General features: G+C 72.6%; 18 protein-coding genes. 11 read left to right on the top strand and 7 right to left on the bottom strand.

Annotated elements, in window-relative coordinates:
* Positions 1 to 21: 21 nt before the first annotated feature.
* The 4 genes from arcC (at position 22) to ACIBG4_RS03305 (ending at position 4,085) form a co-directional block, all read left to right on the top strand.
* Positions 22 to 957 (top strand): carbamate kinase, encoded by a 936-nt coding sequence (gene arcC / locus ACIBG4_RS03290; RefSeq protein ID WP_397200450.1) that lies wholly within the window; start codon positions 22 to 24, stop codon positions 955 to 957.
* 42 nt (positions 958 to 999) lie between these two features.
* Positions 1,000 to 2,421 carry an amino acid permease gene (locus ACIBG4_RS03295; RefSeq protein ID WP_397200451.1) on the top strand — a complete coding sequence of 474 codons (1,422 nt, stop codon included), beginning with the start codon at positions 1,000 to 1,002 and terminating at the stop codon, positions 2,419 to 2,421.
* A complete protein-coding gene (locus tag ACIBG4_RS03300) occupies positions 2,421 to 3,287 on the top strand; it encodes a universal stress protein (RefSeq protein ID WP_397200452.1) in 867 nt (288 codons plus the stop codon). Before ACIBG4_RS03295 ends, ACIBG4_RS03300 begins: the two co-directional genes overlap by 1 nt.
* A 303-nt stretch (positions 3,288 to 3,590) precedes the next feature.
* Entirely contained in the window at positions 3,591 to 4,085 is a 495-nt protein-coding gene (locus ACIBG4_RS03305; RefSeq protein WP_026214021.1) for a transcriptional regulator, read from the top strand.
* 856 nt (positions 4,086 to 4,941) lie between these two features.
* On the opposite strand, the gene ACIBG4_RS03310 is transcribed toward ACIBG4_RS03305, so the two are convergent.
* From ACIBG4_RS03310 to ACIBG4_RS03320, 3 genes are all read right to left on the bottom strand, one after another.
* Complete coding sequence (locus ACIBG4_RS03310; RefSeq protein ID WP_355447126.1) at positions 4,942 to 5,388, bottom strand: SAV_6107 family HEPN domain-containing protein; 447 nt, start codon at positions 5,386 to 5,388, stop codon at positions 4,942 to 4,944.
* 362 nt (positions 5,389 to 5,750) lie between these two features.
* Positions 5,751 to 5,945, bottom strand: coding sequence for a (4Fe-4S)-binding protein (locus tag ACIBG4_RS03315; protein WP_357627670.1), 195 nt, complete (start codon positions 5,943 to 5,945; stop codon positions 5,751 to 5,753).
* Between the two features lie 10 nt (positions 5,946 to 5,955).
* A complete protein-coding gene (locus tag ACIBG4_RS03320) occupies positions 5,956 to 7,152 on the bottom strand; it encodes a cytochrome P450 (RefSeq protein ID WP_397200453.1) in 1,197 nt (398 codons plus the stop codon).
* Between the two features lie 94 nt (positions 7,153 to 7,246).
* On the opposite strand from ACIBG4_RS03320, the gene ACIBG4_RS03325 reads away from it, so the two are divergent.
* From ACIBG4_RS03325 to ACIBG4_RS03335, 3 genes are all read left to right on the top strand, one after another.
* Entirely contained in the window at positions 7,247 to 7,852 is a 606-nt protein-coding gene (locus ACIBG4_RS03325; RefSeq protein WP_397200454.1) for a TetR/AcrR family transcriptional regulator, read from the top strand.
* A gap of 123 nt (positions 7,853 to 7,975) precedes the next feature.
* A complete protein-coding gene (locus ACIBG4_RS03330; protein WP_355447120.1) occupies positions 7,976 to 9,142 on the top strand; it encodes an ROK family transcriptional regulator in 1,167 nt (388 codons plus the stop codon).
* Between the two features lie 146 nt (positions 9,143 to 9,288).
* Positions 9,289 to 11,061 (top strand): glycoside hydrolase family 36 protein, encoded by a 1,773-nt coding sequence (locus tag ACIBG4_RS03335; RefSeq protein ID WP_397200455.1) that lies wholly within the window; start codon positions 9,289 to 9,291, stop codon positions 11,059 to 11,061.
* Here the strand turns inward: ACIBG4_RS03335 and ACIBG4_RS03340 are convergent.
* Positions 11,015 to 12,868: an ArnT family glycosyltransferase gene (locus ACIBG4_RS03340; RefSeq protein ID WP_397200456.1), complete on the bottom strand. Its 1,854-nt coding sequence runs from the start codon at positions 12,866 to 12,868 to the stop codon at positions 11,015 to 11,017. The genes ACIBG4_RS03335 and ACIBG4_RS03340 overlap by 47 nt on opposite strands.
* 100 nt (positions 12,869 to 12,968) lie before the next feature.
* The gene (locus ACIBG4_RS03345) at positions 12,969 to 13,862 is read right to left on the bottom strand and encodes a LysR family transcriptional regulator (protein ID WP_310714303.1); all 894 of its coding nucleotides are present in this window, start codon (positions 13,860 to 13,862) and stop codon (positions 12,969 to 12,971) included.
* Positions 13,863 to 13,935: 73 nt separating this feature from the next.
* Here ACIBG4_RS03345 and ACIBG4_RS03350 point away from each other — a divergent pair, with 73 nt between their 5' ends.
* A complete protein-coding gene (locus ACIBG4_RS03350; RefSeq protein WP_397200457.1) occupies positions 13,936 to 14,340 on the top strand; it encodes a RidA family protein in 405 nt (134 codons plus the stop codon).
* A 48-nt stretch (positions 14,341 to 14,388) separates the two neighbouring features.
* On the opposite strand, the gene ACIBG4_RS03355 is transcribed toward ACIBG4_RS03350, so the two are convergent.
* Both ACIBG4_RS03355 and ACIBG4_RS03360 read right to left on the bottom strand, forming a co-directional pair.
* The gene (locus ACIBG4_RS03355) at positions 14,389 to 15,636 is read right to left on the bottom strand and encodes a hypothetical protein (RefSeq protein WP_397200458.1); all 1,248 of its coding nucleotides are present in this window, start codon (positions 15,634 to 15,636) and stop codon (positions 14,389 to 14,391) included.
* Entirely contained in the window at positions 15,633 to 17,507 is a 1,875-nt protein-coding gene (locus tag ACIBG4_RS03360; RefSeq protein ID WP_397200459.1) for a glycoside hydrolase family 97 catalytic domain-containing protein, read from the bottom strand. Before ACIBG4_RS03360 ends, ACIBG4_RS03355 begins: the two co-directional genes overlap by 4 nt.
* Positions 17,508 to 17,748: 241 nt before the next feature.
* On the opposite strand from ACIBG4_RS03360, the gene ACIBG4_RS03365 reads away from it, so the two are divergent.
* Genes ACIBG4_RS03365 through ACIBG4_RS03375 form a run of 3 tightly spaced genes read left to right on the top strand, consistent with a single transcriptional unit; the run spans position 17,749 to position 21,363 of the window.
* On the top strand, positions 17,749 to 19,002 hold the full coding sequence (locus ACIBG4_RS03365; protein ID WP_397200460.1) for an alpha-L-fucosidase: 1,254 nt from the start codon (positions 17,749 to 17,751) through the stop codon (positions 19,000 to 19,002).
* Positions 19,003 to 19,021: 19 nt separating this feature from the next.
* The gene (locus tag ACIBG4_RS03370; protein ID WP_397200461.1) at positions 19,022 to 20,446 is read left to right on the top strand and encodes an ABC transporter substrate-binding protein; all 1,425 of its coding nucleotides are present in this window, start codon (positions 19,022 to 19,024) and stop codon (positions 20,444 to 20,446) included.
* Positions 20,443 to 21,363 carry a carbohydrate ABC transporter permease gene (locus ACIBG4_RS03375; RefSeq protein WP_397200462.1) on the top strand — a complete coding sequence of 307 codons (921 nt, stop codon included), beginning with the start codon at positions 20,443 to 20,445 and terminating at the stop codon, positions 21,361 to 21,363. The genes ACIBG4_RS03370 and ACIBG4_RS03375 overlap by 4 nt, the downstream gene beginning before the upstream one ends.
* Positions 21,364 to 21,367: the final 4 nt, after the last annotated feature.

Genomic DNA, 21,367 nt, shown 5'->3' on the forward strand with positions numbered 1-21,367 from the left:
GGTGGGATGGGGAGGGACCGTATGCGGGTCATCGTCGCGCTGGGCGGCAACGCGGTGCTCCAGCGGCAGCAGCAGCCGGACGCGCACACGCAGGTCGCCAACGTGGCTTCGTCCGTGCGGACGCTGGCCAAGCTGGCCGAGCGGCACGAGCTGGTCATCACGCACGGGAACGGCCCCCAGATCGGCCTGCTCGCCCTGGAGAGCGCCGCCGACCAGCACCTGACCAGGCCGTACCCCTTCGACGCGCTCGGCGCGCAGACCCAGGGGATGATCGGCTACTGGATGCTGCAGGCCCTGCAGAACGCGCTGCCCGGCCGCCAGGTCCTCGCCATGGTCACGCAGACGCTGGTGTCGGCGGTCGACCCGGCCTTCGACGACCCGACCAAGTTCGTCGGCCAGGTCTACGACCGCGAGAAGGCGGGGAAGCTGGCCGCCGAGTACGGCTGGACCGTCAAGCAGGACGGCGACTACTGGCGGCGCGTCGTCCCCTCCCCCGCGCCGCAGCGGGTCGTGGAGACCCGGCTCATCCGCCGGCTGCTGCGCGAGGAGGTCGTCGTGATCTGCGCGGGCGGCGGCGGCGTGCCGGTCATCCGCGACGAGCACGGCCGGCTGTCGGGCGTCGAGGCCGTCATCGACAAGGACGCGACCGCCTCGATGCTGGCCGAGGCGCTCGAGTGCGACGCGTTCCTCATCCTCACCGACGTGCCGCGCGTCATGCGCGGCTACGGCACCCCCGGGCAGAGCGAGATCGGCCACACCACCCCCCACGAGCTGCGCGCCCTCGACTTCCCGGCCGGCTCCATGGGGCCGAAGGTCGAGGCCGTGTGCCGGTTCGTCGAGACGACGGGCGACATGGCCGCCATCGGCCGGCTCGACCAGGCGGAGCAGATCCTGGAGGGCTCCGCGGGCACCATCGTCACGCCCAACGCCCGCTGGCCCCTGACGAGCACGCTCTAGGCGCGGCTCCAGGCCCGGCTCTAGGTCCGAAGGAGGCTCCCGGTGACACTGGCCCAACGGCTCTTCCGCACCAAGCCGACCGCGCAGATCGTCGCGGAGGGCGGCCGGGGCGAGGGCGGCGAGCTGCGCCGCACCATGTCCCTGTGGCAGCTCACGCTCTTCAGCGTCGGCGCCACGCTCGGCACGGGCATCTTCGTCATCCTCGGCCAGGCCGTGCCCAAGGCCGGTCCGGCGGTGGTGCTGTCCTTCGTGCTCGCCGCCGTCACCGCCCTGTTCTCGGCGCTGTCGTACGCCGAACTCGCCGGCACCATCCCGGTGTCCGGCTCGTCCTACTCCTACGCGTACGCGACGCTGGGCGAGCTGATCGCCTGGGTGTGCGGCTGGTGCCTCATGCTGGAGTACGCCGTCTCGGTGGCGGCGGTGGCCGTCGGCTGGGGGCAGTACCTCAACTCGTTCCTGCACGGCCTGTTCGGGTGGCAGCTGCCCGCAGCGATCATCGGCTCGCCCGGCCAGGACGGCGGCGTCATCAACCTGCCGGCCATCCTCATCGTCGTCCTCGCCACCTGGGTGCTGCTGTACGGGGCCTCCGAGAGCGCGACGGCCAACGCCGTGTTCGTCATCATCAAGATCGTCGTGCTGGCGTTCTTCTGCGTGGTGGCGTTCTCGGCGTTCGAGGCGCGCAACTTCACGCCGTTCGCGCCGCTGGGCGTGGCCGGCATCACCGCCGCCGCCTCGCAGGTGTTCTTCTCCTACATCGGCTTCGACGCCGCCTCCACGGCCGGCGAGGAGGCCAAGAACCCCAGGCGTGACCTGCCGCTGGCGATCATCCTGTCGCTGGTCATCGTGACGGTCCTGTACGTGCTCGTCGCCGCCGCCGCGGTCGGGGCCATGCCGTGGACCCAGTTCAACCCGGAGAGCACCGAGGCGAGCCTGGCGCAGGTGGCCGACCTCGCCACCGGCTCCACCTGGGCCGGGATCATCATCTCCTTCGGCGCGGTCATCGCCATCGCCAGCGTCGTGCTGACCGTCATCTACGGCCAGACCCGCATCCTGTTCGCCATGTCCCGTGACGGGCTCATCCCCCACGTGTTCCAGAAGGTCAACCCGCGCCACCAGGTGCCGGTCGCCAACACGCTGATCGTCGCGGCGTTCATCTCGGTGCTCGCCGGGTTCGTCCCGCTCGGGCAGCTCGCGGAGGCCACCAGCATCGGCACGCTGTTCGCGTTCCTCATCGTGAACGTGGGCGTCCTCGTCCTCCGCTACCGCAGCCCCGAGCTGCCCCGCAGCTTCCGCACGCCACTCTTCCCGGTCACGCCGGTGCTCGGGGCGATCTTCTGCGCCATCGTGATGGCCGGGCTCGCGGGCGTCACGTGGATCGCGTTCGGGCTGTGGATGCTGGCCGGCCTGGCCGGATACTTCCTGTACGGCTTCCGCAAGTCGCGGCTGAACGCCGAGGTGGTCTGATGCGGTTCGACAACATTCTCGCCGGAGCCATTCCCGAGCCGAGGGGCCGCGACGGGATCGTCCTGGCGGCGCTCCTGGCCAAGCAGACCGGGGCGCGCCTGACGGTGGCGGCCGTGCAGCCGCCGGCCTGGACCACGCCCGGGCCGGCGCGGGCGGAGGAGACCGCCTGGCGCACCTACCTGGAGGAGCAGGCCGAGAGCACGCTCACCCAGGCCCGGCAGATCGTGGGCGACGACGCCGACTACGTGATCCACATGCACAAGGGCAGCGGGCGCGGGCTGGTGGAGCTGGCCCGCAGGCGCGGGGCGGACGTCGTCGTGATCGGCTCGGCGCCGGGCGGCGGCAAGGGCCGCATCGAGATCGGCAGCACCGCCGACCAGCTGCTGCACTCCTCCTCGGTGCCGGTGCTGCTGGCCCCGCGCGGCTTCGCGGACGAGCCGCCGGGCGCCTTCGAGCGCATCACGGTCGCCTACCGGCGCGGCCCGTCCGCCGACGCGGCGGTCGTCTCGGCCGCCCGGGCGGCGGCCGCCCTGGAGGTGCCGCTGCGGCTGGTGACGCTGGTCGTCAGCAGCGGCAGGCGGGTCGAGGTCGAGGAGCGGATGCTCGAACGGCTGCGCGACCAGACGGCGGCCGACCTCAGGGCGGCGGCCCGGGGGCACCGGCGGCGGCTGGAGGTGGAGGTCGAGGTGCTGGAGGGGCGGAACGTGGGCCAGGCGCTCGCCACCGCGTCCTGGGTGAGCGGGGAGCTGCTCCTGTGCGCGTCGAGCACGGGTGGGCCGCTGCGCCGCGTCTTCCTCGGTGACACCTCCGTCAAGATCGTCCGGGCGGCCACGTGCCCTGTGATGATCCTCACTCGGCAGCCGTGAAACGGAAATCTCGTACTCGACAAATCGTGACGAAGTACCGTTATTGTCGGGACAACTGGGACTAATGTGGCGTAGCCTCCCGGATCGGATTCGGCATCTTTTTTCCAATCAGCTTGACCTTAGGCGTCCTCCCCTTTACCGTCACTGTGCGTAACCACACCTCGCGGCGTTTTGGGGGTAAACCCAAGGCCATGGCTACCGATGGTGCCGTATTCGGCACCAGACCCCCGGTGGCTTCGGCGTTCACCGCGAGGGAGCACAATCTACTGATAGCGATACATACGAGAGCCGGGGGGCCACACGATGCCGTCTGAGTACGCGAAGTCGCTGGGTGCACGACTGCGCGCCATCCGCACCCAGCAGGGTCTGTCCCTGCACGGGGTCGAGGAGAAGTCGCGTGGCAGGTGGAAGGCCGTGGTCGTGGGCTCGTACGAGCGTGGCGACCGCGCGGTCACGGTGCAGAAGCTTGCCGAGCTTGCCGACTTCTACGGGGTGCCCGTCTCCGAGCTCCTGCCGGGCGGTGCCGCGCCCAGCCCGCTCGGGCCGACCCCGAAGCTTGTGATCGACCTGGAGCGGCTGGCCACGCTGCCCAAGGAGAAGGCCGGAGCGCTCGCCCGCTACGCCGCCACCATCCAGAGCCAGCGTGGCGACTACAACGGCAAGGTGCTGTCGATCCGCCAGGAGGATCTGCGCTCCCTGGCCGTGATCTATGACAAGTCGCCCAGCGAGCTGACGGAGGAGCTCATCAGCTGGGGTGTCCTCGACGCGGAGGCCCGCCGGGCGGTCGAGTCGTTCTGACCCCGCCGGACCCGGGCCCGGCCCCACCGGCACCTGGCCTCACCGGCTCCCGCGAGGTCGGCTCCCGTTCCGGGGGCGATGTTCTCACCTGAGGGGCGCGCACCGCACTGCGCGCCCCTCAGGCGTGTCCGGCCCCAGTTCTGACGTACGGCCGCGAGCGCTTCGGGCCCCTGCGCTTCTAGGGCCGCCTGCGCTTCGGGGGAGCGGGCAGTTCCTGGCGTGCACTGGAGTGGGGCCGCGCGCTCGGCGTGCACGGGGAGGCCGCGTGCGCGGGGAAGCCGCGTGCGGGCTGCTTGGGCTTCCGGCATGCGCGTGCGGGCCGGGTGCACCTCGGGGGCGGGCGCGTGGAAGCCGCGTGCGGACTGCCTGGCCTTCGGGCGTACGCGGGGAAGCCGCGTGCGGGCCGGGTGGCGCTTGGCGCGGGCGCGTGGGGCCGCAGGCGCTTCGGGGCGGGCCGGGAGGTCGCGTGCGAGTAGGGCCGCAGGCGCTCCTGGGCTGGGCACCGGGAGGCTAAGTGCGGGTAGGGCCGCAGGCGCTCCTGGGCTGGCCACCGGGAGACCGCGTGCGGGTGGGCCGCTGCGCTTCGAGGGCGGCGGTGCGGGGGCCGTGTGCCGGCTCGGGGCGAGGGGGACCCGCTGTGACGCTTCTCGTTCGCAGCACTCCGGCAAGCTCGGCGCCAACGCGGGCGTGGGGAGGAATCGTCCGACGCGCGTGAGGGGCCCCGGAGGTGACCGGGCGAGGCGACGCGTGCCGCGAGGGGGCGTGGCTCGCCGTCTGACCGGGATGCTGCGCGCGCCCGGTCGAGAGGGGCGCTAGAAGAGGGTCGGGCCCTGGGGTGGTGGGGTGCGGCGGCGGGTCACCCGGCCAAAGGAACGTCGACGGGCAACTGGGGTTGGGTAGGGACCCCCAGGATCTCCTCCACTCGCGTCACAAAGGTGTCGGCCTCGGACAGCAGCTCGTCGGCGTCGGCCGCGGAGACGCCGCGGACCATGCCCGCCTCGGCGGCGGCGCGCTTGGCGGCGCTCACCTCGAAGTAGGCGGCCCACTCGGCGAGCTCGGGCTCCGCCTCGGGCAGCAGCTCCCACGCGCTGCGCAGGCGGCGCCTGCGGCCCTCCATCGGCCGGGGCCGGGCGGCCAGGATCGCGGCGGCCGCTCGGAGCGCCGCCAGGTGTGCTGCCACATATCGGGATGCCGGGGTGCGCGCGACCGTCGCCTCCGCCAGGCAGGAACGGGAATCCGTCAGGTGCGCCCGAACGGCGGGCGACAGCCTGGGACCCTGCGGGTCTCTTGACCGTGGTGCCATGTGCACGCCTCCTTGGGGTCGTGGGCGGCTGCCGGCGTCACCACCGGTGAAGCCAGAATCGCAGGCGCCACCGACAATTCCGCCGGGCGGGCCGGACGAGAAGCTTCCCCTCTCCCCGTCCGGCCAGGACGCGCCCCGACTCGTCTCCGCCGACGACGAGGACACGCCCTTCGCCCGTGGAGCCTGACCGCGGGTCCCGCTTGGGGGAAGCGTGGCCCGCGACCAGGTCCTTCGACGTGAGCCGCGAGCCTCACGCCACTACGTCGAACATAATTTCGATCACCCTCGGTGTCAACCCGTTTCAGAACACAGGTTCGATCGGCGTGTCGGAAAGGGACTCCCGACGCACCCCTCGCGCGGCGTCAGGAGGTGACCGACAGCGCTCCCGACGGGCACAGGGTCACCGCGCGCCTGACCGCCTCCTCCAGCTCCTCGGGGGGCGCCGTCTCCAGGAGGACCACCGTGCCGTCCTCGTCGCTCTGGTCGAAGACCTGGGGCACCGTGAGCGCGCACATGCCCGCCCCGATGCACACGGTCGTGTCTGCCTTGATCTCCATGATGATCTCCCTACCACGTGACGGGGAGGCGGTGCACCCCGTAGATGCTCATGTCCGTCCGCATCGGCACCTCCTCCGGCGGCACGGCCAGGCGCAGCCCGGGGAAGCGGCGCAGCAGCGCCCGGTAGCCGATGCGCATCTCGATCCGGGCGAGCTGCTGCCCGAGGCACTGGTGGATGCCGTGCCCGAAGGTCAGGTGGCCGCCGGCGGGCCGAGTCACGTCGAGCGTATCCCCGCCGGGGAAGCGGGCGGAGTCGCGGTTGGCGACCGGCAGGGACAGGGCGACCGACTGGCCCTTCGCGATGGCGACGCCCTCGACCTCGACGTCCTCCAGCGCGGTGCGGATCGGGCCGATGTGGATGATCGTGAGGTAGCGCAGCAGCTCCTCGACGCCGTTGTCCACCACGGAGGGGTCGTCGCGCATGGCGGCGAGCTGGTCCGGGTTGCGCAGCAGCGCGTACGTGCCGAGCCCGAGCATGTTGGCGGTCGTCTCGTGCCCCGCCACGAGCAGCAGGAACGCGACGCCGGTCAGCTCGTCGTCGGCCAGCTCCCCGCCCTGGGCGAGGCCGCTGATCAGGTCGTCGCGCGGCTCGGCGCGCCTGCGCCGGATGAGCTCGCCGAGGTAGGAGGTCATGCTGGTCATGGCGTCCATGACCTCCGCCGCCCCGCTCTCCAGGGCGAGCAGCGCCTTCGAGTCGCGCTGGAAGCGCTCCCTGTCCTCGTACGGCACGCCGAGCAGCTCGCAGATCACCAGCGACGGGATGGGCAGGGCGAACTGCTCGACCAGGTCGGCGGGCTTGCCCGCGGCCTCCATGGCGTCGAGGCGGGCGTGGGTGATCTCCTCGATGCGGGGTTCGAGCTGCTTCATCCGGCGGACGGTGAACTGGCCGGTGAGCAGCTTGCGGTAGCGGGTGTGCTCGGGCGCGTCCATGCGCAGGAAGAACCCGGGCGGCACGAACGCCTTCTCCCGCAGCTCCTTGGCGACGGCCGCGCGGGCCGGGATGGTGGGGTGGATGTGCTCGGGCCGGTTGCTGAAGCGGGGGTCGGCGAGGACGGCGCGCACAGCGGTGTAGCCCGTGGCCAGCCAGCCCTCGTGGCCGTCGGCGAACGTCAGCGGATGGAGAGGCGCCTCCCCGCCCAGCTCGGTGAGGCGGTCGGGAGGGTCGAAGGGGCGTTCGCGGTCGGTGGACATGGTCAGCTCGGACATCTGTGGACTCCTTCCGGGTCACCTTCCACAAAACATCAGCGAATGCAAACTTTCAACGGATGAAAAACTAAAATGCGTGCAGTACAGTTCCGCCATGGCGGGAATCCGGGAGCGCAAGAAGCAGCGCACGCGCCGGGCGCTGATCGAGGCCGCGCTCCGGCTGTTCGCCGAGAAGGGCTACGAGGAGACCACGCTCGCGGAGATCGCGGCGGAGGCCGACGTGTCGACGCGCACGTTCTTCAGCTACTTCGCGAGCAAGGAGGACGTGATCTTCCACGACATGGAGAGCCGCATGGAGCGCACGGCCGCGCTCGTGCGGAGCCGGGCGCCGGACGAGCCGCTGCCCGACCTGCTGACGCGGATCGCGCGGGACGCGCTGGCCCACGCCGCCGGGGACGAGAACTACGCCGTGGAGGAGATGCCGCTGCGGATCCGGCTCATGATGACGGTCCCGGCCCTCCAGGCGCGCGCCCTCCACCTGCTCTACACCAGCCAGCTCCGGCTGGCGCGGGCGCTCCACGAGTCCTACCGCGGGCGGCTGAGCCCGGTGGAGGCCGCCGCGGCGGTGGGAGCGTTCGCGGGCGCGGCCAAGCTGGCGGTCATGGCCAGCGTCGAGCGGGGCGAGTCCATGGACCAGGCGCTGGACGCGGCCCTGGTCGCCACCGAGATCACCCTCCGCGGCCTGCGCTCGCTGGGCTGACACCCGCCCGCGGCCGCACCGTGACACCCGTTCGGCCGCCGGGTCCGAGGACCCCACCAGGGCGGCGTGGAGGCGGATGCCGCGAGCTTGACAATTCCTTTCCTAACGAAGTTAATTTGCCTCATGCTCGCACCGCTCACCACCCCCGCGTCGGCCACCGTGTTCACCATGGTCCTCACGCAGGGGCCGGTGTCCCGTGTGGAGATCGCCCGGCGGACCGGCCTGTCGTCCGCCGCGGTCACCAAGGCCGCCCGCCCGTTCATCGAGGCGGGCTACCTGGAGGAGCTCCAGGCGACCGAGCGGCCCGGCCCCGGCGCGGGCCGGCCGGCGAGCCCGCTGGCCATCAGGCCCGACCGGCAGTTCTTCGCCGGGGTGAAGATCACTGACGACGAGCTCATCGGCGTGGTCACCGACCTGCGCGCCCAGGTCATGGAGTCGGCCCGCCGGCCCCTGCGCACGGCGTCCGCCGAGGAGGTGGTGGCCGAGATCGCCGCGCTGGTGTCCGAGCTGCTCGACGTCCGCCCCGCCTACCGGGAGCGGTGCCACAGGCTCGGCCTGGCCGTGTCCGGCGACGTCGACAAGGCCCACGGCGTGGTGCGCTACTCGCCGTTCCTCACCTGGCGCCAGGTGCCGCTGGCCCGGATGGCCGCCGAGGCCACCGGCCTGACAGTGACCGTCGAGAACGACGTCAAGTCGCTCACCGTGGCCGAGCAGTGGTTCGGCGAGGGCCTCGGGGCGTCGTCGTTCGCCCTGGTCACGGTGGGGGCCGGCATAGGGTGCGGACTGGTGGTCAACGACCGCGTGGTGGCCGGGTCGCACGGCGTCGCGGGTGAGATCGGCCACGTGCCGGTCGGCGGTGACGAGCCCGCGTGCCACTGCGGCGGGCGGGGCTGCGTCGAGGCCATCGCCGGGACCGCGCCCATCCTGGCGGCCGTCAGGTCCGCGACCGGCGACGCCGCGCTCACCGTCGACGGCGCGATCGAGCTGGCCCACGCCGGCGACCCCGCGGCGCGCGAGGTGTTCGCCCGCGCCGGGCACGCCATCGGCCTGGCCGTGGCCGCCATGGCCAACCTCGTCGGCCCCGAGCGGATCATCGTGACCGGGGACGTGCAGGGGCTGGCGGCCTACGACCTGTTCGAGGAGCAGATCCGGCGGGGCTTCACCGGCCAGGCGTTCGGCGCCGCCGCCGAGTGCCGGCTCGTCCTGCGGCCCCGCCCGTTCGAGCAGTGGGCCCGCGGCGCGGCCGCCGTCGCCATCCAGTCCCTGTTCACCCTCCAGGGCCAGCCGTGACACAGGACCGACCGTGGCGCAGGACCGACCGGGACGCAGGACCGACCGGGACGCAGGGCCAGCTGTGACACAGGCCGACCGTGACACAGGACCCACCGGGACGCAGGAGGAGCCGTGACGCAGGAGCGACCGACGCGGGAGCGGCCGTGAGCCTGGCCCCCGGCATCTGGCAGCCCCACGACGAGGCGTTCGCGCCGATCCGCGAGGAGCGCGTGCCGACCGGCCTGACCGCCGCCGGCGGCGCCGGGATCGTGCTGGACGCCATGGCCGCCGCCTCGCTCTCGTGGACCGTCGTCCCGGGACCGCCGGGCGTGGCCGAGATCACGGTCGTGCCCGACCGGCCGGCGACCGTACGGGTCGGCTGGCGGTTGCCGTGCGTGGACGTGACCGCGTTCTGGGCGGCCGACGGGGGCGAGCACCGGGGGCTCCCGCCGTTCTGGCGCCGGCCGCGCATCGCCGCGCTGGAGCGGAACGCGCCCGTCGGCTGCCTCGTCGGCGCCGGCGATGTGTCGGTGTGCACGTACGCGGCGGGCGAGGTCGTCAAGCCGGTGCGCACGCGCACCGGGGTCGTGGAGGAGACCGGGGAGTTCGGGTTCTGGGTCGAGCACGACGCCTCGCCGGACGCGGGGGTGGTGCTGCGGCTGGACGTCAGCGGGCGGCACTTCGCCCGCACGCTCGCGGACGTCGCCGCCTGGTGGGGGGCCGGCCGCGCCGCCCCCGTGCCCCGGGCGGCGCGCATGCCCGCCTACTCCACCTGGTACGCCATGCAGCAGCACGTGGACGCCGACGGCGTGGAGCGGCAGGCCGCCGCCTCCGCCGCGCTGGGCTGCGAGGCGGTCATCGTGGACGACGGCTGGCACAGCGACGACCGGGGCCGCGGCTACGGGTACGCCGGCGAGTGGGAGCCGTCGCCCGCCGCGTTCCCCGACTTCGCGGGGCACGTCGCCCGGGTGCGTGACTCCGGGCAGGCGTACCTGCTGTGGTACGCGCTGCCGTTCGTGGGGCGGCACACGGCGCTGTGGGAGCGGGTCCAGCCGTACACGCTGGCCTACAAGGAGCACATGGACGCGGCCGTCGTCGACCCGCGCCACCCGTACGTGCGCGAGCTGCTGGCCGGGCATCTGACCCGGGCGGTCGAGGAGTGGGGCGTCGACGGACTGAAGATCGACTTCATCGACCAGTTCGCCGTGGAGGACCCGCCCGAGCCGGCGCCGGGCGCCGACTGCGCGACGGTCAACGAAGGGGTGCGCAGGCTGCTGGCCATGCTGCCGCGCGACTGCCTCGTGGAGCTGCGCCAGCCGTACGTGAGCCCGGGGCTGTGGCCGTACGCGACGATGGTGCGCGCCTCCGACTGCCCGCTCAGCCCCGCCCACAACCGGCAGCGCACCGTGGACCTGCGGCTGATCGCGGGACCGCTGGCCGTCCACGCGGACATGATGATGTGGCACCCGTCGGAGTCGCCGGAGAGGGTCGCGGCGCAGCTCGTCAACGCGCTGTTCGCCGTGCCGCAGATCTCCGTGGACCTCACGGCGCAGACGCCGGAGCAGCTCGACGTGCTGCGCTTCTGGCTCGGGTTCGTCAGGCGGCACGCGGACGTGCTGCAGGAGGGCTCGTTCGAGCCGGCCCGGCCGGACCTGATGTATCCGCAGGTCACGGCGCGGGGCGACGGCGTGGTCGTCACCGCCCGCTACGCGCCGCTGCCGGTGCGGGTGCCGGAGACGGGCACGCTGCTGCTGGCCAACGCGGACGACTCGCCCGACGTGCTGCTCCGCGTGACGGACGCCGGGGGCGCGGCGCTCGCCGTGGTGCGGGACTGCCGGGGGCGCGTGGTGAGCGAGCGGACGGTGGAGCTGACGGCCGGGGCGCACGAGCTCACGGTGCCCACGGGCGGGCTCCTGACGCTGACCCGCCCGGCCTGACGCCCCGCGGGCAGCCGGGGCGGGACCAGCTCGTCCAGCCCTGGCGCGCCCCGCCCAGGCCCGTGGCGGTCCAGCCCCGCGGAGGGGCGCCCGCGTCGGGGGGCACCACGGCCGTGCAGGCGCCGGCGGGCGGCTCCTGGCGGGCTCCGTCGTACGACTCCAGCCGGGTCCACCACACCCGGTACGTCAGGGGCACCCGGACGTTCCACCGCACCCTGCTGTCCACGGCCACCCTGCCGGGGGGCGGTGGCGCGGGCAGCCAGTCGGGGCCGGCGGGCGGGGCGGCCCTTGGGGCGAGACCGGCGGCGAAGGCGACGTTCACGGCGGCCAGCACGACCACGAGTGGCGCCACCCGCCACAGCCACCGCCCCCGCCCCCGGCCACCGGCGGACAGTGCGGACAGGCCGGCGGCCAGGACCAGGCAGGCCAGCAGCCCGAGGGCCGCCGCCGAGGCCCGCGCCATGTCGAGGGAGTCCCAGGTACGGCTGAGGAACGAGACCTCCGGGAAGTCGAACGCGATGAACGCGTACCGCCTGAGACGGTCACCCGCGTACCAGGCCGCCACCGCCCCGCTCACGGCCATCAGCGCGGCGGCCGCGCCCGCGTACACCGCCACCGCCCGGACGGCCCGCGGACCCGGCACGGTGCGGCGGAGGGCGGCGGCGCGGACCGCCCGCGCCAGGACGGCCAGGCCCACCAGCGTCCACACCACCGCGACGCACGCCAGGTACCGGCCGTAGGCGTAGTTGCCCACCCGGTGCTCGTCCGGCAGCGCCGCCGAGGACGCGTACGCCACTCCCAGGGTGGCCGCCAGCAGCGTGCCCGCCAGGACGCGGCGGGCGGACGGACCGCCCCGCCGTAACAGGTGGAAGGCCGCCGCGGCCAGGCCGAGGCCCGCGAGGCCCCAGGTGCCGGCGATCAGGTACCAGAGCTGGCCGGCGGCCCCCGAGAGCGCCCACGCCTGGCCGTCGAGGGTGGTGAGACGCGACACCAGCAGGTGGGACAGGTCGCGGGCGCCCCCCGGGTACACCGCCGAGGCCAGCCTGCCGTTGAGCGCCGCCCCCGCCGCCGCGACCAGCCCGCCGGCACCCCAGGCGACGAGCCCGGCCCGCGGCGCAAGCCGCCTGCCCCCTCCGTCGGACCGGCGGATCACCAGGAGCGCCGCCACCGTCACGACGTACACGGCCAGGATCACCGCGCCCCGCAGGTGCACCGCCGCCGCGAACCCCGCCGGCACGCCCGCCAGCACCGCGCTCCGGAGGGACCCGGTGCGCGCCAGGTCGTGCGTGGCCAGCAGCCAGCCGAGCACGAGCGTCGGCAGCACCGCGTCCGCCAGCGCCAGCCCCGAGAACAGCAGCAGCGCCGGAGACAGCCCCGCCACGAACGCCAGCGCCACCGCCTCGGGCCGCCCGAGCGCCAGCCGCCGCAGCACCAGGTACGCCAGCGGGAACGCCGTGGCCGCCGCGACCGAGCCGATCGCGACCACCAGCCGGTAGACCACGACGGGATCGGAGGTCACCCAGTACGCGGGCACGAGCAGCAGCGCGTAGCCGCCCTGGTAGAACGTCGAACCCGTGAAGTCCGCCCCGTGGCCGCCGGCGAGCCAGCGGGCCGCGACCAGGTAACCCGTCTCGTCGGGGTTGGCGACGGGGCCGGTGTGGTAGCGGAACAGCCACAGCCGCAGCAGCACCTGCGCCGCCCAGCCGCCCGCCAGCGCCCACGCCGGCCACCTGCTCCGCCGCTTGGCCGCCGGCCCCCTGACGGGCGGCGGGACGCGTTCGGTACGGGCGACGGGCGTGGACAGCATGATCTCCCCCTGCTCGGAGCCCGGGGTTTCCCGAGCTCAGAGCAGGGAGTTCAGCAAAAGCCCGCTAACCGGACCGTCACCTCATCTGGTTATCCGGGCGTTATGTCTGGGTGCGCGCCGTGTGGAGGAAGCGGGCCAGCAGCGGGTTCGGGTCGTCGCGGCGGTGGCAGGCGGCGACCGTCGTACGCGCCCCGCGCGGGCTGATCCCCCGGTACGTGACGCCCGCGAGCCGGATCCCCCGGACGCTCGCCGGGGCGAGCGACACCCCCAGGCCCGCGCCCACGAGCGCGCAGACCGTCTGCCACTCCACCGCGCGCTGCCCGGCCCGCGGCTCGAAGCCCGCCGCACGGCACAGCCCGGCGATCCGGTCGTGGACCGTGGGCGCCGCCTCGCGCGGCGGCAGCACGAACGGCTCGCCCGCCAGCGCCGCCACCGGCACGGCCCGCCGGGCGGCCAGGGGATGCCCGGACGGCAGCACCGCCACGAACCCCTCCGACAGGATCGGCTCGGCCACCAGGCCGTCGGCCTCGGGCGGCTCGCGCAGCAGCCCCACGTCGAGCGAGCCGTCGCGCAGGGCCGCCACCTGCGGCGCCGTGGTCATCTCACGGATCTCCACCTCCACGCCCGGATGCCCGTCGCGGTACGCCCGCAGGATGCGCGGCAGCACGGTGAGCGCGAGGGTGGCCGCGAAGCCGATCCGGAGGCGGCCCGTCTCCCCCCTGCCGGCGCGGCGGGCCGCGTCGAGGCCGCCGGCGATCTCGCCGAGGGCGCGCCGGGCGGACGGCAGCAGCTCGTGCCCGGCGGGCGTCAGCGTGACGCCGCCGGGCCCCCGGTCGAACAGCGCATGACCGACCCTGCGCTCCAGCCGCCTGATCTGCTGGCTGAGCGGCGGCTGCGCGATGCCGAGCCGTTCGGCCGCCCGGCCGAAGTGCAGCTCCTCCGCGAGCACGGCGAAGGCGTGGAGCTGGTGCAGCGCGAGCTCGGGCCGGTCCATAGGCGCAGGGATATCACATCATGACAGGAGTCGTCTTGGACGTATCACCGCTGGTGGCCTACGGTTCTCAGACGTGACAGAGCGACGCGCGATCATGAGTGGGTCCGTCTTCGAGGAGCGCATCGGGTACGCCCGCGCGGTGGTGGACGGCGACCGGGTGCACGTGTCCGGCACCACCGGGTTCGACTACGCGGCCATGACCATCCCCGAGGACGTGGTGGAGCAGGCCCGGCAGTGCCTGCGCAACATCGGGGCGGCGCTGGCCGAGGCGGGCTGCACGTTCGCCGACGTCGTACGGGTGCGTTACCTGCTGCCGGAGCGGGAGGACTTCGAGCCGTGCTGGCCGGTCCTGCGGGAGTGCTTCGGCGAGGTGCGGCCGGCCGCGACCATGCTCGTCTGCGGGCTGGCCGACCCGCGCATGCGCATCGAGATCGAGGTGGACGCCCGGCTGCCCGTACGGCTCGGGGAGACGGGCTAGGGTCACGGCCCGCGCCGCGCAGACGTGGTGGCGCGGGCCGTAACCGTCCTACCTGATGACGATCTTGTCGAGCTCGGGGGCGCGGGCGGTGTGGTGGAAGAACCGGATGGTGTTCACCCCGGCCACCAGGGTCACCGGCACCGTCGTGGTGGTGACCGTGTCCTTGGCGCCGGTCATCGGCACCTCGAACGAGTCGGCCCCGTTGACGCTGACCCGGAACGACTGGGAGCCGTCCACCAGCGCGTGCACCGTCATCTGCCGGACCCCGGCCGTGTCGGCCAGCACCCCCTTGACCACGGCGTAGTCGTAGATGTTGCCGCCGATGAGCAGCACCTTGCGCCCGCCGGAGCAGACGGCGCAGTAGGCGGGCTCGGCCGCGCCCTCCCAGACGTTGCCGACCCGCTCGGCCTCGTACGCGCCGGGGCTCCGGTCGGGGGCCGGCAGGGCGACCGGCGGGGTCGCCGGGCCGAGCTGCCACGCCTTCAGGTCGCGCACCAGCAGGTACGTCTCCTGCAGCCCGGCGCTCTTGATGCTGCGGTAGATCCCCCACTTGGGCCGCCCGTACTGCTCCCGGGTCCACCACAGGTCGATGCCGTCGGCCCGCTGGTCGGCGACCGTCCGCCGGCCGTCCTGGAGCACCCAGCGCAGGTAGCCCTGGTGGCCGGCCTTGAGCTCCAGCGTGGTGGTGATCCACCGGTTCTGCAGGGGCTCCAGGTCGGCCGAGGCGACCTCGTGGGCCTGGTCGTCCTGGGTCCAGTAGCGGGCCTGGATCTTCTGCACTCCGTTCACGACGGGCAGCGAGATCTGCGCCACCGGGGTGCCCACGTCGGAGAACTTGAGCTGCCAGATGTGGCTGAAGCTCGTGGTCGCGTCGAGGGTGTCCGGGATGTACATCTGGTAGGTGATCCGCCAGACCTCGTCCTCGCGGATCTCCAGCGGCCGGCCGTCGTGGTCGCGCATGCCGCGCACCTCGTTGCGCATGCGGTCGGAGCCGTCGCGGTCCGCCAGGTGCGCGTCGAAGCGCCAGGCGTCGCGCTGGACGGTGATGTGCGGCTGGCCTTCGGGATGGGAGCCCCGCCGGTCGTCCTCCAGCGCCTCGAACGCCTTGAGGCCGTCCCGGGACGGGCTGGGGCTCCAGCGCTGCTCCCAGCGCTGGGGCCGGGCGCTCTCGGCCGAGGCTGAGGGAGAGGCTGAGGGAGAGGGAGAGGGGGCGGCCGCGGCCGCCGGGGTGGCCGTCGCGATCAGCGCGATGGCGGACAGAACCCCGGCCGGCCGCAGGCCGTGTCGCTTTGTCACTGGTTGATCACCTTGTCGAGGTCGGGCGCCTGACGGCGCAGGCGGACGGTGAATCCCCCGTTGCGGGCGACCGGCAGGTCGAGCTTGCCCCCGGCGGTGACGGTCACGGTCTCGGTGACGATCCGGTCGTCCGGCGGCTCCGGCCCGGCGCCCTGGTCGCCGGACGCGTCGCGCCAGATCTCGGCCGTCCACTCCCCCCGCCCCGCGGCGGACCGCTCCCCGAAGGTCCGGTCCCCGGCGGTCCGGCTCCCCGCGGTCTGGTCCCCGGCGGTCTCGTCCAGGAAGGCGAGCGGCACGGTGATCGTGCGTGGTTCGCCGGCCGTTCCCGCGCCGACGTACCACTCCTCTCCGCTGCGGCGGGCGAGCACCACGTGGTCGGCGGGGTCGCCGCTGACCAGCCGGGTCTCGTCCCAGGCGACGGGCACCTCCGACAGCAGGCGCAGCGCCTCGGGCCGCCGCCGGTAGGAGTCGATGCCGTCGGCGAAGTGCTGGATCCCCGACTCGAAGATCACCGACAGCGCGAGCTCGAACCCGGCGGAGATGTCGCGGACCGCGGTGAACGTGCAGGGCGTGAAGTCCATGGGACCCTGCACGTTGCGGGTGAAGGCGAGCGACAGGTAGTGGGTGGCCGGGTAGAGCGGCCGCTTGCCGGGCCTGGGCTTGATCCACTCGGCGCCCTTGACGGCCTCGGCGGTCATGAAGTGCGGCCAGGTGCGCTCGGTGCCGCGCGGGATCGTGCCCCCGTGGAAGACCACCATGAGCCGCAGCCGGGCGGTGGCGGCGAGGATGGAGTCGAACCAGCGCATCCGGTCCTGCCCGTCGGACTCGGTGAAGTCGATCTTCACGCCGACGGCGCCCCACTCCTTCCACAGGGCGAGCTTCTCCCGGTGCTCCAGCTCGGTGTCGACGTGCTGCCAGTGCGACCAGAGCCAGACGCCGACGCCTTTGTCCCGGGCGTACGCGATGAGCTCGGGCATCCAGTCCTTGTGCCAGCCGGCGTCGGCCAGCACGTACGGCCAGCCGTTCCCGGCGGCGAAGTCCACCCAGCGGCGCTGCTCCTCCGGGTCGCGCGTGGAGGGTGGGTCGGACCACCACGACCAGGCCGCGGCGCCGGGCCTGATCCAGGAGGTGTCCTCGACCCGGGAGGGCGCGGCGAGGCTGGTGACGAGGTCGCTCTCGACGACGGCGGCGAGGTCGCCGACGACCATGGCGCGCCATGGGGTGACGAGCGGGCTGGCGGCGGTGACGTACGGGTCGGGCAGGTCGAGCCGGTAGGCGCGGCCGTCGAAGCGCAGCCGCGAGCCGGCGTAACCGCTGTCGAGGTCGGACTCGGTGAGCAGCAGCCACGTGCCGTCCACCTGGAACAGCGACGGGTAGCCGTAGAGGATCCGCTCGGCCTCCCCCGCGGTGGTGTGGCGGTGGATCTCCTCGTAGTCGCTGCGCCCGTTCTCGTAGGGCAGCAGCACGGCCCGCGCGTGCGCCGGCACGACGTACTCGGAGATCTCCTCGCACACGGTCACCGGCCCGCTCCACGGCACCGCGTACCGGTAGGCGACGCCGCCGCCGCCGATGCGCACCAGCAGGTCCAGCCGCTCGCCCGCCCTGGTGAACGTCAGCGTCCACTCCTGGGCGACGTAGTGGTGCGCGCGCCGCTTGCCGGTCACCGTGATGTACGGCTCCTCGACCCGCCGCGCCGTCAGCCCGCCGAACAGCAGGCCCTCGGTGAGGTCGGCGTGGGCGGCCCGCAGGCCGAGCCGGGACGGCTCCACCACGACGCGCCCGGCGTGGCGGACCTCCAGCGTCAGCTCGCCGGCGGCGGACAGGGCCACCGCCACCTCGATGTCGTCGTCACTGAGCGTCCACTTCGGCACCAGGCCCTCCGCAAAGAGATAGGAGGAGTGAGCGACGCTCGCCCTCGGCCCGCCAGGCCGGTCGTGACTCCCGAGCTTCGGCCCACGGCGCTCCTCACAGTGGGCCTGAGCTTAGGTTGCAAGCGCTCTCAATTCAATTCTTGACGAAGTTAATTACCAGGTCTACGGTACGGCCATGCCCCACGGACTCGGCGAAGGTGGCCCCTCGAACCCGGCAAGTCATCGGACCTCTCCCGCTCGGTTGGCCGAGTTCCGGGAGCAACGGTTCGGGTTGTTCATCCATTGGGGGCTGTACGCGCTCGCCGCCCGCCACGAGTGGGTCAAGCAGCGCGAGCGCCTCACGGACGAGCAGTACCAGCGCTACTTCGACCATTTCGACCCCGACCTGTTCGACCCGGACGCCTGGGCCGACGCCGCCGCCGGGGCGGGGATGAGGTACATGGTGCTGACGACCAAGCACCACGACGGCTTCTGCCTGTGGCCCTCGGCGCTGACGGACTACTCGGTGGCGGGCACGCCGTACGGCAGGGATCTCGTCGGCCCGATCGTCGACGCCTTCCGGGGCCGCGGGCTCGGGGTGGGTTTCTACCACTCGCTCATCGACTGGCACCACCCCCAGTTCCCGATCGACGGGATTCATCCTTCATGGTCCGACGATGTGTCCAATAATGACCGAAATATCGAGGAGTACCAGACCTATTTGCATGGCCAGGTCGAAGAGCTGCTGACCCGGTACGGCCGCATCGACACGATGTGGTTCGACTTCTCGTACGCCAAGAGAGTGGTGAACGGCAGGCCCACCCCCGGCGGCAAGGGCGCGGCCGACTGGAGGTCCGAGGAGCTGGCCTCGCTCGTCCGCAAGCTCCAGCCCGGCATCCTGATCAACGACCGGCTGGAGATCCCCGGCGACTTCACCACGCCGGAGCAGTACCAGCCGACCGCGCCGCCCGCGCAGGTGTGGGAGGCGTGCCAGACGCTCAACGGCAGCTGGGGCTACGACCGGGACAACCTCGACCACAAGCCCGTCGACCTGCTCGTGCGCATGCTCGTCGACACCGTCTCCAAGGACGGCAACCTGCTGCTGAACGTCGGCCCGAACGGGCGCGGCGCGTTCGACCCGCGCTCGCTGGAGACCCTGCGCGGCATCGGGGAGTGGACGCGGCTGCACGGCCGCTCCGTCTACGGCGCCGGCCCGAGCCCGTTCGAGGCGCCGCCGGACTGCCGGTACACCCAGCGCGGCGACCGGCTCTACGTGCACCTGTTCGCCTGGCCGTACCGGCACCTGCACCTGCCGGGGCTGGCCGGCCCGGACGGCCCCCGCGTGCGCTACGCGCAGTTCCTCCACGACGCCTCGGAGATCCGGACCCTGATCCCGGACCCGGCGCGGGACAGCGGGCACACCAGGCTGGGCGCGCTGCCGCCCGGCACCCTGCCCCTGCAGCTCCCGGTCCAGCGCCCGGACGTGGCGGTGCCGGTGATCGAGCTCTTCCTGTGAAAGGCCCACCCCCATGGAGATGAACCGTCGCCAGATGCTGGCCCTCGCGGTGGCGGCAGCGGCCGTGCCCGTGCTCTCCGCCTGCGCGGGCGACACGCGGCAGCAACGGCAGGCCGCCGCGCCGACGAAGTCGGGTGTGCCCACGCTGGACCCGGACCGCCCCGGCAACGACACCTGGCCGTACGAGGAGGCCGAGCAGCTTGACAACTCGCTGACCTGGCCGAAGACGGACGTCCCCGACCCGGCGTCCAAGGTGACCATCACGGTCGCCATCACCGCGGACGTCATCGCCGAGGTGCGCAACGCCCAGTTCGACTTCTTCTTCAGGAAACGGCACCCGAACATCGAGATCAAGCGTGAGACCTCGCCGTTCGACGCCTACCTCACCAAGTACATGGCGCAGGCCGCCGGCGGCTCCATGCCGGACGTCATCTACACGCACTACAGCTGGGCGCAGAACTTCATCGCCAACGACGTCTTCGAGCCGCTCGACCCCTACATCGCCAGGACACCCGCGTTCGACAAGGACGACCTGCCGGTCAAGGCGCTCGGCTTCTACGAGCGCGACGGCAAGCTGTACGGCCTGCCCACCGACATGGCCCCCAAGCTGCTGTACTTCAACAAGGACGTCTTCGACAAGGCCGGTGAGAAGTACCCGGACGAGTCGTGGACGGTCGAGAAGATGATGGAGGTGGCCCGCAGGCTCACCAGCGGCACCGGCGCCGAGAAGATCTACGGCCTGACCCCGATGCTGTTACCCGAGCCGGACATCACGCCGCGCTGCCTGGCCCAGTACGGCGGGCGCTTCCTCAACGAGGACGAGTCGGCCTGCCTGATCGCCGAGCCGGCCGCCCAGAAGGTCCTGGGCATGTGGCTGGACCTGCTCAGGGACAAGGCCGTGCCCAGCCTGGCCGAGCTGAACCAGGTGCTGGAGAAGGTCGAGCCGTTCAAGGTGGGCCACGCCGCGATGTCCATCAACGGCGCCTGGAGCCTGACCGAGCTGGCCAAGCAGAAGGCGTTCCGGTGGGGCACGGTCCCCATCCCGAAGGGCCCCGAGGGCCGCTTCACCCCGGTCATCGGCAGCGCCCTCGCGATGTACGCCAGGTCGCCGCAGAAGGACGCCGCCTGGATCTACCTCAACGAGTACCTGTCGGCCGCCGGCCAGCAGTTCCGCCGCATCAGCGCCCCCGCCCGCCAGTCGGCCTGGGAGCCGAACGCCGAGGCGCTCGGCATCCCCGAGGACGTCGTCGAGGTCGTCAAGAACGCCATGAAGGAGTACGGCACCAGCGACGGCGTGCTCAAGCTGCCCGCCAACAAGAAGGTCGTCGAGACGGCCAAGCCCATCTGGGAGCGCGTCATGATCGGCAAGACGGACCTGGCGAGCGGACTCAAGGAGATCACCGAGAAGGTCACCCCGCTGCTCGCGGAGAACAAGATCGCATGAGTGCCATCGCCGCCCGGCACTCGCGGCGCGCCCGCTCCTCCCTGGCGCGCCGCGAGGCACGGCGCTTCCACCTGTTCGTCTCGCCCTGGCTGATCGGCTTCGTGCTCTTCGGCGGCGGGCCGATCCTGGCCTCGATCGCGATCAGCTTCACCGACTGGAACCTGCTGAGCAGCCCCACCTGGGCGGGCCTGGCCAACTACGAGAAGATGGCCGCCGACCCGGAGTTCTGGGACGCCGTCGGCAACACCTTCTACTACGGCGTGGGCGCCGTGTCGCTCGGCGTGCTGTTCACCTTCGGGCTGGCGCTGCTGCTCAACCAGCCGCTGCGGTTCCAGGGCCTGTTCCGGACCGTGATGTACCTGCCGTCGGTGGTGTCGGGCGTGGCCACGGCCCTGCTGTGGCTGAACATCCTGCACCCCGACTACGGGCTGATCAACAAACTGCTCGCCCTGATCGGCGTCGAGGGCCCGCCGTGGCTCGGCTCCACCGAGTGGGCGATGCCCGCGCTGATCCTCATGAGCGTCTGGGGGGCGGGCAACACCATCGTCATCTACCTGGCCGGCCTCCAGGGCATCCCGGCCACGCTGTACGAGGCCGCCGAGATCGACGGCGCCGGCTGGTGGCGGAGGTTCTGGAGCGTCACCGTGCCGATGATGTCGCCGGTCATCTTCTTCAACGTCGTCACCGGCTTCATCGCCAGCATCCAGGCGTACACGCTGATCCTCATCATGACCGAGGGCGGCCCCGCCAACGCGACCATGGTGCTCGGCCTCTACATCTACCGGCAGGCGTTCGTGTTCTTCGACATGGGCTACGCCGCCGCGCTGTCGTGGGCGATGTTCCTCATCGTCATCGCAGTCACCCTCGTCCAGTTCGGGCTGGCCAGGCGCTGGGTCCACTACGAGTTCGCCGGGTGAGGCC

The sequence above is a fragment of the Nonomuraea sp. NPDC050383 genome (genome assembly GCF_044459125.1).
Taxonomy (GTDB): domain Bacteria; phylum Actinomycetota; class Actinomycetes; order Streptosporangiales; family Streptosporangiaceae; genus Nonomuraea.